Annotated in this window: 13 protein-coding genes; 9 read left to right on the top strand and 4 right to left on the bottom strand. The window is 73.6% G+C overall.

Translation table 11 applies throughout. The annotated features are described in order from the left end of the window. The first annotated feature begins 96 nt into the window (after positions 1-96). On the top strand, positions 97-360 hold the full coding sequence (locus tag HMPREF9719_RS06605) for a hypothetical protein (RefSeq protein ID WP_004601214.1): 264 nt from the start codon (positions 97-99) through the stop codon (positions 358-360). 173 nt (positions 361-533) lie between these two features. Beyond that, the gene (locus tag HMPREF9719_RS06600) at positions 534-2,201 is read left to right on the top strand and encodes an ABC-ATPase domain-containing protein (protein WP_004601213.1); all 1,668 of its coding nucleotides are present in this window, start codon (positions 534-536) and stop codon (positions 2,199-2,201) included. A 29-nt stretch (positions 2,202-2,230) separates the two neighbouring features. On the opposite strand, the gene HMPREF9719_RS06595 is transcribed toward HMPREF9719_RS06600, so the two are convergent. Then, positions 2,231-3,106, bottom strand: a complete 876-nt coding sequence (locus HMPREF9719_RS06595; protein ID WP_038075805.1) for an HhH-GPD family protein — start codon at positions 3,104-3,106, stop codon at positions 2,231-2,233. A gap of 67 nt (positions 3,107-3,173) precedes the next feature. Between HMPREF9719_RS06595 and HMPREF9719_RS06590 the strand changes: the two genes are divergently transcribed. Both HMPREF9719_RS06590 and HMPREF9719_RS06585 read left to right on the top strand, forming a co-directional pair. Continuing rightward, positions 3,174-3,824, top strand: coding sequence for a carbonic anhydrase (locus HMPREF9719_RS06590; protein ID WP_038075800.1), 651 nt, complete (start codon positions 3,174-3,176; stop codon positions 3,822-3,824). Positions 3,825-3,849: 25 nt separating this feature from the next. Beyond that, on the top strand, positions 3,850-4,530 hold the full coding sequence (locus tag HMPREF9719_RS06585; protein WP_179943728.1) for a BsuPI-related putative proteinase inhibitor: 681 nt from the start codon (positions 3,850-3,852) through the stop codon (positions 4,528-4,530). Positions 4,531-4,586: 56 nt separating this feature from the next. Here the strand turns inward: HMPREF9719_RS06585 and radA are convergent, their stop codons facing one another. Next, entirely contained in the window at positions 4,587-5,978 is a 1,392-nt protein-coding gene (gene radA / locus HMPREF9719_RS06580) for a DNA repair protein RadA (RefSeq protein WP_004601209.1), read from the bottom strand. Positions 5,979-6,083: 105 nt separating this feature from the next. Continuing rightward, the gene (locus tag HMPREF9719_RS06575; protein ID WP_004601208.1) at positions 6,084-6,650 is read right to left on the bottom strand and encodes a hypothetical protein; all 567 of its coding nucleotides are present in this window, start codon (positions 6,648-6,650) and stop codon (positions 6,084-6,086) included. 269 nt (positions 6,651-6,919) lie between these two features. On the opposite strand from HMPREF9719_RS06575, the gene HMPREF9719_RS06570 reads away from it, so the two are divergent. From HMPREF9719_RS06570 to rlmB, 5 genes are all read left to right on the top strand, one after another. Further along, a complete protein-coding gene (locus tag HMPREF9719_RS06570) occupies positions 6,920-7,501 on the top strand; it encodes a CarD family transcriptional regulator (protein WP_004601207.1) in 582 nt (193 codons plus the stop codon). Between the two features lie 4 nt (positions 7,502-7,505). Further along, on the top strand, positions 7,506-8,216 hold the full coding sequence (ispD, locus tag HMPREF9719_RS06565; protein WP_004601206.1) for a 2-C-methyl-D-erythritol 4-phosphate cytidylyltransferase: 711 nt from the start codon (positions 7,506-7,508) through the stop codon (positions 8,214-8,216). 47 nt (positions 8,217-8,263) lie between these two features. Beyond that, positions 8,264-8,785, top strand: a complete 522-nt coding sequence (ispF, locus tag HMPREF9719_RS06560) for a 2-C-methyl-D-erythritol 2,4-cyclodiphosphate synthase (protein ID WP_004601205.1) — start codon at positions 8,264-8,266, stop codon at positions 8,783-8,785. A 10-nt stretch (positions 8,786-8,795) separates the two neighbouring features. Continuing rightward, positions 8,796-10,205, top strand: a complete 1,410-nt coding sequence (cysS, locus tag HMPREF9719_RS06555) for a cysteine--tRNA ligase (protein WP_004601204.1) — start codon at positions 8,796-8,798, stop codon at positions 10,203-10,205. Positions 10,206-10,266: 61 nt separating this feature from the next. After that, complete coding sequence (rlmB, locus tag HMPREF9719_RS06550) at positions 10,267-11,214, top strand: 23S rRNA (guanosine(2251)-2'-O)-methyltransferase RlmB (RefSeq protein WP_004601203.1); 948 nt, start codon at positions 10,267-10,269, stop codon at positions 11,212-11,214. Positions 11,215-11,263: 49 nt separating this feature from the next. Here the strand turns inward: rlmB and HMPREF9719_RS06545 are convergent, their stop codons facing one another. Beyond that, positions 11,264-12,106, bottom strand: coding sequence for an alpha/beta hydrolase family esterase (locus HMPREF9719_RS06545; protein ID WP_004601202.1), 843 nt, complete (start codon positions 12,104-12,106; stop codon positions 11,264-11,266). Between the last annotated feature and the right edge of the window lie 119 nt (positions 12,107-12,225).

Genomic DNA, 12,225 nt, shown 5'->3' with positions numbered 1-12,225 from the left:
CATGCCGAGGCCAGCGACCGGTCCCGAGCCTAGCTGGGCTGGCCGGGACGCGAACCACGGTAACGGGGAAGACGAACCGCGAGGCGGTGGGAGACCATGCAGGACCCGAGGCAAGAAAAATCGTGGTGGAAGATCTGGCTCGCGCTCGTCGTCGGCACGCTGATCGGCTCGAGCGTCGTGCCCGCGCTGCTCGAGCGCTACGCCCGAGGCGGCGACTGGGAGGCCGCCCTCGAGCACGCGGCCGGCGTCGTCGTTACCGCGTGGCTGCCCACGGTGGCGGTGTTCTCCGCGGCCGGGCTTACCGCCCTTTTCATCGCGCGCCGCCGGAGCTTCTTCGAGAAACCGGGCAGGGCGAACTAATCGCGCCCGCGCGGCGGGGTGTCCTCGCCGGCGGCGGGCCGCCGGCGCGCGCCGGTAGGGTGGGCCGCGGCGGGCTGACCGCCGGGCGGGCTGGCGGGCGGGCCCCGAGCGATCGGGGCCCTTAAAGTTTTCTGTCCCCGATCCCCGATACGGGCGAAAGGAAGAACCACGCCATGATGCACCTGGAGGACCTGCGCCGCGCGGCGCGCAGCCTCGACGGGAAGCCCTACGGCGCCTACAAGCAGCTCGCGGGCAAGGCCGTGGAGCTCGGCGACGGCGTCAAGCTCGTCGTCGACCGCGCCCAGGTCGACCCGTTCGCGCCGCCGTCGCTCGCGCACCTCGAGATCCCGCGCGACATCGTCGGGCTGCCCGACTATCCGCGACGCATCGACCGGGTCGCCGCCGCCGACTACCTCTTCCGCGAGTTCGCCGACGGCGTGCGCGGCGACCGGGACCTCTCCATCGGGTTCCCCGGCCAGCAGCTCCTGGAGCGCACCGCGGTGAGCGTCCCGCCTGAGGGCGGGGAGGTCGTCGTGCGCTTCACCGTCTCGCTGCCCGCCGCGGGCCGGCGCATCAAGGGCGGCGTCGCCGCGAAGATCCTCTGCGAGAAGATCCCCGACCTCATCGAGGACCGGCTCGTCGCCGTCGACCCGGAGGAGCTCGGCTCTCACGTGGAGCTCCACTCCGACCAGGAGTACCTGCGCGGCAGGCTCCCCGAGCTGGGCCTCATCGCGTTCGTCGGCAACGGCTCGGTTCTGCCGCGCGAGGCGGGCAACAAGGACACGCCTCTCAAGGACGCGGTGCCCTTCGAGTCGCCGAAATCCCTCGAGACCACCATCGAGCTGCCCTCGGGGCGCTCGGTGACGGGGCTCGGCGTGCGCGAGGGCGTCACCGTCATCGTCGGCGGCGGCTACCACGGCAAGTCCACGCTGCTGCGCGCCGTGGAGCGCGGCGTCTACCCGCACGTCGCGGGCGACGGCCGCGAGTGGGTCGTCACCCGGCCCGATGCGGTCTCCATCAGGGCGGAGGACGGCCGCTCGGTCACGGGCGTGGACATCTCGCCGTTCATCTCCAACCTGCCCTCGGGGGAGACGACCGGGTCGTTCTCCACGTCGAACGCGTCCGGCTCCACATCGCAGGCCGCGAACCTCGCCGAGGCCCTCGAGGCGGGCAGCCGGGCGCTCATCATCGACGAGGACACCTCCGCGACGAACTTCATGATCCGCGACGAGCGGATGCGCCGGCTCGTCGCCGCGGATAAGGAGCCCATCATCCCGTTCGTCGACCGGGTCCGGGAGCTCTACGAGCGCTTCGGGGTCTCCACGCTGCTCGTCGCGGGCGGCTCGGGCGCGTTCTTCAGCGTCGCCGACCACGTCGTCGCGCTCGACTCCTACCGGGTCTTCGACGTCACCGAGAAGGCCCGCGCGATCGCCGCCGAGCACCCCGAGGAGCCCGCCGACAGTCCCGCGCCGATGCGCGAGGCGGCGCGCCGGGTGCCCGCCCGGCTCGAGGCGCCGGGCAAGAAGAAGCCCGCGCAGGCCAAGGGCCGCGCGACGATCCGCTACGGGAAGGCGACGATCGATTTGGGTCCCGCCGAGCAGCTCGTCGACCAGGAGCAGACCCGCGGCATCGCGCACGCCATCGAGTTCTTGGAGCGGCGCCTGGGCGGCGGCGCGACCCTGCCCGAGGCGGTCGACGAGCTCGAGCGGCTCGTCGACGAGCGCGGGCTCGGCGCGCTCTCCTCGCACCGCGGGCACCCGGGGCTTTTTGCCAGGCCCCGCGCCCACGAGATCGTCGCCGCGGTCAACCGCTACCGGAACCTCAAGCTCGCCCGCGGCTAGGGCGAACGCCGGCCGAGGCGGGCCCCGGCCTAAGACGGCAGCGCGAGCCGCCCGCCGGCGACGCGCTCGGCGAGCCCATCGCGAAGCAGCGAGTCGCGCGCCCGCGCGAGCTGCTCCCCGTCGCCCCAGAGGCCGGCGAGCTCGTCCTCGGCGACGGGCCCGGGCGCCTCGCGCAGGCGCGCCATGATGAGGCCGCGCACCTGCCGGTCGGTGCCGGCGAACTTCTGCACCCGGCCCTTCGCGCGGGCCTTCTCCTCCTCACTCGGCTCGGGCCGGCCGAGCTGTTGCCAGCGGCACGTGGAAAGAAGCGGGCAGGCCTTGCAGTCGGGGCGGCGGGCCCGGCAGACGAGCGCGCCGAGCTCCATGAGCGCGCTGGAGAACACCGGCCCGAGCTCGTCGTCCCCGGGCAGGAGCGCGGCGACCTCCTCGAGGTCGGCCTTGCGCGCGGTGCCGGGCAGCAGCCGGCCGCGCTCGGCGCGCGCGACGACGCGGCGCACGTTGGTATCCACCACCGGGACGTTTAACCCGAACGCGAACGACGCCACCGCGCGGGCAGTGTAGTCCCCGATCCCGGGCAGCGACTCGAGCTCCGCGACGGTGTCGGGGACCTCCCCGCCGAAGCGCCGCGTGATCTCGGCGGCGCAGTCGCGCAGCCGCAGCGCGCGCCGCGGGTAGCCCAGCCGGCCCCAGGCGCGTAAGACCTCGTCGCGGGGCGCGGCCGCGAGGTCCGCCGGGGTAGGCCAGCGTTCAAGCCATTCCCGCCAGCGCGGCTCGACGCGCGCGACCGGCGTCTGCTGGCTCATCACCTCGCTGAGCAGCACGGCCCACGGGCTCGTGCCCGGCTCGCGCCAGGGCAGCGGGCGGCGGTGCCGGGCGTACCAGGAAAGAAGGCTTGCGGTATCCACGTCGCGGTGCAGTCTAGCCACCGGCCCGACGCCGGGCGCCGGGCGGCGCGCCGCTACGGTTAGGGTCATGGTGCGAAACAACCCCCGCCCCCTTGATGTGTGGCGGCGGCTCCAGGACGGCAACCGGCGCTTCGTCGAGGGGCATGCCAGCCACCCGCACGCCGACGAGGCACGCCGCCAGGCGCTCACCGGCGGCCAGGCGCCCCAGGCGGTGGTCGTGGCGTGCTCTGATTCGCGGGTGCCCGTCGAGGTCGTCTTCGACGTCGGGCTTGGCGACGTGTTCGTCGTGCGCACCGCGGGAGAGATCCTCGACCCGGCGGTGCTCGGCTCGGTGGAGTTCGCGGTGCGCTCGCTCGGGGTGCGGCTTGTCGTCGTCATGGGCCACGAGGGCTGCGGCGCGGTCGCCGCCGCGAGCCGCGCCCTCGACGAGGGCGCCATCCCCGGCGGGCTGCAGCGCGTGCTCGTCGAGAAGGTCGCGCCCTCGGTGCTCGCGGCGCGCCGCCAGGGCCGCACCGCGCCCGGCGACTTCGAGCGCGTCCACGTCGAGGAGACCATCGAGCAGCTCCTCGGGCGGATCAACGGCCTGCAGGGCGATATCGACGCCGGCGAGGTGGGCCTCGTGGGGCTGCGCTACCGGCTCGGCGACGGCTCGGTCGAAACGCTGCGCGAGGAGGGGCTCGGCCACCCCGCGCCGGCGCGGCAGGGCAGCCCCGGCTAGGGGCCGGCTACTAGACTTGACCGGCGTGAGCTCACCGAGAAGGCCGCTGCCGAAGAAGATCTACGTGCGCCGCCGCGTCGCCGCGGTGGTCGCGCTTCTCGTGCTCATCGCCATCTTCGTGACGGTCGCCGTCATCGTCGTGCGCAACGTGGGCGACGACGAGCCCGACCCCGCCGCGACGGAGACCTCCAGCTCGACGTCGACGAGCGCGTCCGAGGACCCGGCGAGCGCCACGGGCGAGCCGCTGCCCGAGGAGGACGGCGGCCGGACGCTCTCCGAGTGGGAGGAGGAGCGCTCGGACTCCGCGGGGAAGGACTCCTGCGAGACCGCGGACCTCACCCTCAGGGCGCGGGCGAACAAGGCGACCTACGAGGAGACGGACACCCCGGTCTTCCAGCTCGAGGTGAAGAACCCCACGAACGCGGACTGCGAGGTCAACCTCGCCGACGAGACGCTGCGCTTCGAGGTCTACGACATGGCCACCCACGAGCGCATCTGGTCGGACCTCGACTGCCTCGAGGCGGAGGCCACCGGCAACGAGACGTTCACGGCCGGCGAGTCGCGCTACTTCCAGGCGACGTGGGGCCGGCAGACCTCCGCGCCCGACCAGTGCGACGACCGCGAGGAGGCCGAGTCGGGCAGCTACTACCTCCACGGCGTGATCGGGGACAACGCCTCCGACCCGGAGCCGTTCAACCTCGCCTAGCGGGCGCCGGGCACCAGGCCGGCGGGCCGCCGCGCGCCGGGCGACGCGCTCAGGCCTTAGGCGGCGATGGCGTCCTTGAGGGTCTCGGCGGGGATGACCCCGATGCCCTCGACCTTCGGCGCGTCGCCGGCGGGCACGACCGCGCGCCGATACCCGAGGCGCGCGGCCTCCTGGAGGCGGCGCTTCAGCGAGCTCACGCGGCGCAGCTCGCCGGCGAGGCCGACCTCGCCGACGTAGACGGTGCGCGGCGGCAGGGGCTTGTTCTTCAAGGTAGAGACGGTCGCCATCGCGACCGCGAGGTCGGTGGCGGGCTCGCGGATGCGCATGCCGCCGACGGTGGCGACGTAGACCTCCCGATCCGCGGTGCTTAGGCCAGCGCGCGCGGCGAGCACGGCGAGGACCATGGGCACGCGCTGCGGGTCGAGGCCGGTGACGACGCGGCGCGGGTTCTTCGCGCTAGTTTGCACGGCGAGCGACTGGACCTCGGCGAGGAGGGGGCGCACCCCGTCCATGGCGACGGTGACGGCCGCGCCGTCGGGCGTGTCGTCGCGGTGGGAGAGGAACAGGCCCGAGGGGTCGGGGACCTCGGCGATCCCGTCGGCGGTCTGCTCGAAGCAGCCGACCTCGTCGGTCGCGCCGAAGCGGTTCTTCAAGCCCCGCAGCATGCGCAGGCTGGAGTGCCTATCGCCCTCGAAGTTGAGCACCACGTCGACGAGGTGCTCGAGGGTACGGGGTCCCGCGACGTTGCCGTCCTTGGTGACGTGCCCGACGAGCAGCACGGGAAGCCCGCGGGACTTCGCGAGCGAGGTGAGCGCCGCGGTCACGGCGCGGGACTGGGCGACGCCGCCGGCGACGCCCTCGACGCCCGCGGCCTGCACGGTCTGCACGGAGTCGACGATGAGCAGCGAGGGGGAGACGGCCTCGACGTGGCCGATGAGGGTGTCGAGGTCGGACTCGGCGGCGAGGTAGAGCGTGTCCAAGACCGCGCCGGTGCGCTCCGCGCGGAGGCGCACCTGGCCGGCGGACTCCTCGGCGGTGACGTAGAGCGCCACGCGGTTGCCGTCGCCCGAGCCGCGCTGCCTAGCCCAGCGGGCGGCGACCTCGAGCAGGAGGGTGGACTTGCCCACTCCGGGCTCGCCGGCGAGCAGCACGACCGAGCCGGGCACGATGCCGCGGCCGAGCACCCGGTCGAGCTCCCCGATGCCGGTGGTCACCGCGGCCGCGTCGGCGGCGCGCAGCGAAGAGATGGGCTTCGCCGGGGAGGCGGGCGCCACGCCCGCGGTCGAGCGGTGTGCCCCGCGCCCGCCGCCCTCGCCGGCGCCCGCGGGCGCGGATGCCTGCGCGGCGAGGGTGCCCCAGCTGCCGCACTCGGGGCAGCGGCCCAGCCACTTGCCCGAGCTGTAGCCGCACTCCGAGCACACGTACAGCGTGCGCGCCTTCTTCGCCATGGGGCCTGACGTTACCCGCCGCCCCGGACGGGCCTGAGCCTGCGGCGGCGGGCACAAAAAGACCGCCCCGGCGTCGGCCGGGGCGGTCGCGGGGCGCTGCTCGCGCTAGTGCTCGTGGGCGGGGGTGTTCTCCTCGTCGTCGCGGGTGTGCTCGCCGGTGACGGGGCGCTCGTGGATGATCGCCGCGTCGAGGGTGACGGTCTCGCCGTCGACGACGATGTCGACCTCGGCGGTGCCGCCGGGCGCGAAGCCGGCGTTCTCGACGGTGGTGGTGACGTAGTCGATGCAGCCGACCCGGCTGGCCTTCGCGGAGTTCTCCAGGCCGGTCGCGGAGTTCGCGACGAGCGAGCAGTTCGGCTCGAGGGTGCGCTCGTCGAGCTCGACGTCGTTGCCGGCGACGCGCGCGGACTCGACGTCGTGGCTCTCGTCGGCGATGTCTTGGTTGACGGCCGCGAACTTCAGGGCGGCCTGGCCGTCCTCGCCGAGGACGACGGTGACGTCGCGCAGCGCGACCGTCCCGTCGGAGGTCTCGGCGAAGGCGCCGTCGACGGAGGCGACCTGCGAGGAAGTCTGGGTGATCTGCCCCGCGGAGCACGAGGCCAGGGCGATGCCGGCGCAGGCGACGAGCGGGATGACGACGCCCCGGCGGGCGTTGAGGTTCAGGGACGTCACGGCAGTGTCCTCCATCAAGCGAATCGGTGCGGCGCCAGGGCCGCGGGGCCGCCCGGCCTCGCGGCGGTACTCTCCCCGCCAAGTCTAGCCGGCGGCCCCGACCCCACCCAGTTGGGGCGCGGGCCTCCAACGCCCGGCTGACCCCATGTGCCCCGGTGCTACACTGGACCCTCCATACCTGGGGCCCGGCGGCGGGCTGCGAGTTCGCTGGCCGCCGCCGGTCGTGGCCCCGGCAGAGACACGCACGCGACGGAGGATCGATTCGAGCCATGGGCTACAAGGTCGGAGACGTGGTCGTCTACCCGCACAACGGTGCCGCGGTCGTCGACGATATCGAGACGCGCGAGCTCAACGGCGAGACGCTGGAGTACCTCGTCTTGAAGATCAACCAGTCCGACCTCGTGGTGCGCGTCCCGGTGAAGAACATCGAGCGCGTCGGCGTGCGCGACATCGTCGGCGACGAGGGGCTCAAGGAGCTCTTCTCCGTCATGCGGGAGACCGACGTCGAGGAGGCCTCCAACTGGTCTAGGCGCTACAAGGCGAACCAGGAGCGCCTCGCCTCGGGCGACGTCAACCGGGTCGCCGAGGTGGTGCGCGACCTGTGGCGCCGCGACCGCAACAAGGGCCTCTCCGCGGGCGAGAAGCGCATGCTCGGCAAGGCCCGCCAGAACCTCGTCGGCGAGATCGCGCTCGCCGAGCAGGGCGACAAGAAGAAGGCCGACGAGATCTTAAAGACCGTGGAGGACACCCTCAAGCGCCACCTCGTCGAGTCCGGGGAGATCACCACCGACGCCGAGGTCAAGCCCGACTCCACCGAGGTCAACCTCGACGAGCTCAACTTCGACGACTAGGCCCGTGCCCGAGCAGCAGAGCGACCAGCCGAGGGCGAGCGTCATCCTCGCCGCCGCCGGTTCGGGCACGAGGCTGCGCGCCGGCGCCCCGAAGGCGTTCGTCGAGCTTTCCGGCCGCACCCTCCTCGAGCACGCGCTCCGCGGTATCGAGAACGCCGGGATCGCCGCCGAGGTCGTCGTCCTCGCGCCAAAGAGCCACCTCGAGCTCGCCCGCGGCATCGCGCGCGGCGCCGGCCCCGCGGCCCGGGTCGTCGCCGGCGGCGCGGAGCGCGCCGACTCCGTGCGCCTCGGGCTCGCGGCGCTGAAAGAGAGCGACCCCGACGCCGCGGTCCTCGTCCACGACTGCGCCCGCCCGCTCGCCCCGGCCGGGCTCTACCGCGCCGTCGCAGCGGCGATCGCCGGGGGCGCGGACGCCGCGGTGCCCGCCCTGCCCGTCGCCGACACGATCCGCGAGCTCGCCGACGACGGGGAGCCGCGCACCCTCGAACGCTCCCGGCTGCGCGCCTGCCAGACGCCGCAGGGCTTCAGGCTCGGGGCCCTCCTCGGCGCCGCCGCGCGGCCCGCCGGCGGGGACGCCGCGCCCGTGACCGACGAGGCCGCCCTCATCGAGGCCGCCGGCGGCGCGGTGCGCCTCGTCGACGGCGACGAGGCGGCCTTCAAGATCACCACCCCGCTCGACCTCGCGCTCGCCGAGGCGCTCCTGCGCGAGCGCTGACCCCGCCGAGGGCAGGCCAAGCCGTAACACCGAAAGGCCGGATTCCCGTGACGAACGCCAGCTTCCCCGTGCCGCGCACCGGCATCGCCGTCGACGCCCACCGCATCGAGGCGGGCCGCGAGTGCTGGCTCGCCGGGCTGCTCTTTGCCGAGGCCGACGGCTGCGAGGGCCACTCCGACGGCGACGTCGCCTCCCACGCGCTCGTCGACGCGGTGCTCTCCGCGGCGGGGATGGGGGATCTCGGCTCGCTCGTCGGCGTCGGGCGCGCCGAGTACGCCGGCGCGAGCGGGATCCGGCTGCTTCGCGAGTGCCGCTCGGCCGTCGAGGACGCGGGCTTTAGGATCGTGCACGCCGCCGTGCAGGTCGTCGCCCAGACCCCGAAGCTCGGGCCGCGCCGCGACGAGGCCCAGGAGGCGCTGTCCGGGGCGCTCGGCGCGCCCGTCTCCGTCGCCGCGACGAGCACCGATCACCTGGGCTTTACCGGCCGCGGCGAGGGCCGCGCCGCGCTCGCCACCGCGACGGTTCTTGGCCCCTCGGGGCCCGGCGACGAGACTCGGGCGGACCGATAAACTGGGTGGCGTGAGTTTGCGCATCTTTGACACAGGCACCAGGACGCTGAGGGAATTCCGCCCGCTCAAGCCCGGGCACGTCTCCGTCTACCTGTGTGGCGCCACCCCGCAGGCCACCCCGCACATCGGGCACCTGCGCTCCGGGGTCGCGTTCGACATCCTGCGCCGCTGGCTTCTAGCCCAGGGCCTCGACGTCGCCCTCGTGCGCAACGTCACCGACATCGACGACAAGATCCTCACCAAGGCCGGCGAGCACGGCCGCCCCTGGTGGGAGTGGGTCTCCACCTACGAGCGCGAGTTCACCCGCGCCTACGACACCCTCGGGGTGCTGCCGCCCAGCGTCGAGCCGCACGCCACCGGGCACGTCACCCAGATGGTCGACTACATGTCGAGGCTCATCGACAACGGCTTCGCCTACCCCGCCGAGGGCTCCGTCTACTTCGACGTCGCCGCGTGGAGCCGCCACGAGGGCTCCGACTACGGCGCGCTCTCCGGCAACCGGGTCGAGGACATGGAGCAGGGCGAGCCCGACATGCGCGGCAAGCGCGGCGCCCACGACTTCGCGCTGTGGAAGGCCGCCAAGCCCGGCGAGCCCGCCTGGCCCACCCCCTGGGGCGAGGGCCGGCCCGGCTGGCACCTCGAGTGCTCCGCGATGTCGACGTTCTACCTCGGTTCCGAGTTCGACATCCACTGCGGCGGGCTCGACCTGCAGTTCCCCCACCACGAGAACGAGATCGCCCAGGCCCACGCCGCCGGCGACGGGTTCGCCCGCTACTGGATGCACAACCACTGGGTCACCATGGCCGGGGAGAAGATGTCGAAGTCCCTCGGCAACGTCTTAAGCATCGACAACATGCTCGAGCTCGTGCGCCCCGTCGAGCTGCGCTACTACCTCGGCAGCGCCCACTACCGCAGCGTCCTCGAGTACTCCGAGAAGGCGCTCACCGAGGCCGCCGCCGGCTACCGGCGCATCGAGGACTTCCTCCAGCGGGTCGCCGGGGACGCGCCCGAGCCCGCCGAGGCGGTCGGCGTCGGCGAGTGGACCGGCGACTTCGCAGAGGCGATGGACGAGGACCTCGCCGTGCCCCGCGCGCTCGCCGAGATCCACCGCGTCGTGCGCCGCGGCAACCAGCACCTCGCCGCCGGGGAACGCGACCAGGCCCGCGAGGCCGCGGAATCCGTGCGCGCCATGGCCGGGGTGCTAGGCTTCGACCCGTTCGATCCCCGCTGGGCCGAGAACGCCGGCGGCGGCAAGGCCCACGCCGCGCTCGAGCGGCTCGTCGCCGACGACCTCGAGCGCCGCGCCGCCGCCCGCCGGGAGCGCGACTTCGCCACCGCCGACGCGGTGCGCGACCGGCTCGCCCGCGCCGGGGTCACGATCACCGACACCGCCGAGGGGCCCACCTGGGCCCTCGCGTAAGCGGGGGCCGCCCAGGAAGCGGCGGCCACAGCAGCGAAGCGAGAGCGAATAAGGAGCCCGCATGGCCAACAAGAAGCGCCCCACCGCCCGCAAGGCCCACAAGAAGGGCCCCACCAAGGGCTCCGGCGGGAAGGGTCGGCGCTCGCTACGCGGCAAGGGCCCCACCCCGAAGGCCGAGGACCGCGTCTACCACCCCGCCCACCAGCGCAAGCTCGAGCGGGAGCGCCGCAGGCAGGGCAAGAACAGCGGCCCCACCAACGAGCTCGTCGTCGGCCGCAACCCCGTCATCGAGTGCCTCGAGGCGGGCGTGCCCGCCCTTAGGCTGCTCGTCGCGCAGGGCACCGGCCACGACGAGCGGCTCTCCAAGGCCGTCGACCTCGCCACCAAGGACAACGTGCCCATCGACGAGGTGCCCCGCTTCGAGCTCGACCGACGCGCCGGCAACACCCTCCACCAGGGCATCGGCGTGGAGATCCCGCCGTACCAGTACGCCACGCCGCGCGATCTCCTCGACGCCGCCCACCAGTCCGGCGAGCCCGGGCTCGTCGTCATGCTCGACAACATCACCGACCCGAGGAACCTCGGCGCGGTGATCCGCTCGACCGCGGCGTTCGGCGGGCACGGCGTCATCATCCCCGAGCGCCGCACCGCCGCCGTCACCGCGGTCGCGTGGCGCACCTCCGCGGGCACCGCCGCCAGGCTGCCCGTCGCGCGCGCGACGAACCTCAACCGCACGATCAAGGAGTTCCAGAAGGAGAACTACCAGGTCGTCGGCCTCGAGGCGGGCGGGGACGCCACCCTCGACGACTACGACGCGACCACGCCCGTGCTCCTCGTCATCGGCTCCGAGGGCAAGGGGCTCTCCCGCCTCGTGCGGGAGAACTGCGACACGCTGCTCTCCATCCCCACCGCCGACTGGGTCGAGTCGCTCAACGCGTCCGTCGCGGCCGGCGCGGTGCTCTCCGAGTTCGCGCGGCAGCGCCGCGCCGAGCGCCGCCCCCGCGGCTAACAACGCCCCCGCGGCGTCTCGGCCCGGCCGAAGCGGGCCGGGCTGCCCGCTATTCGAGGCGGAAGAAATCCCCGAGGATCCGCGCCGCGGAGACGCGGTCGGTCGCCGGCCCGAGCTTCGGGTCGAGCCCCGTCGCGCCGGGGATGACGTGGCCCATCTCCTCGATCGACCAGAGCACGACCGGGGGCACGGGCCGGTCCTGCCACGCCTCCACCGTCACCCCGGGGAGGAACTCGCTGCGCTGCGGCTCGAACTCGGTGTGCCCGTTGAGCCGCGCGAGGTGGCGCGCCGACTCGAGCGCGCCCATCACACCGCCGCGGGCGCCGCCGGTGCGCCGGCCCAGGGCGCCGCCCTCGTAGGGCATGATCGGGTCCTTCTTGCCCTGGATGAGCAGCACCCGGGTCGGCTGGTACTCGCCCGCGGCGGGCAGCAGGTCGTCCTCGGCGGGGTGGCCCGCGGCGAGCAGCCCCGCGCCCGCCAGCAGACCGGGCGCGTCGCGCAGGAGCTTAATGACCATCTCCCCGCCGTTGGAGAATCCCACCCCGAACACCTGGGAGCGGTCGATCGACGCCGTCCGCTCGAGCTGCTCGACCACCGCGGTGGTGTAGGCGACGTCGTCGACGCCCTGGCGGCGGGTCTCCTCGTCGAACGTGGCCCGCGCGTCGTTGAAGTGGTGCTCGACGCCCTCGAGGTAGGCGATGACCGCGCCGGCGCGGTCGGCCAGCTCGTCGAAGGTGTTGCGGGTGAAGCGCCGGGCGACGTTGGCCGACTGCATGGAGCCGTGGAAGAACAACACGAGCGGCGGGCGCTCGGGCGCCTCGTCGGGGGCGACCGCGATGTAGCGGCGCACCCGCTTGCCGACCGTGATCGTGTAGCGATGTGTCTGCGGCATAGGGACACTGTACGGCGCGCGGGAGGTGTCCCTATGTCTGGTGTCAAGCTGTAGCAGACGCCCGGCTACGGATGGGCTACCGGGCGTAGCCCCGGATCCGGGCGCACTTGATCGCGGCG

The sequence above is a fragment of the Corynebacterium otitidis ATCC 51513 genome, assembly GCF_000296405.1.
Lineage (GTDB): Bacteria > Actinomycetota > Actinomycetes > Mycobacteriales > Mycobacteriaceae > Corynebacterium > Corynebacterium otitidis.
This window is presented reverse-complemented; position numbering and strand designations above follow the sequence as displayed.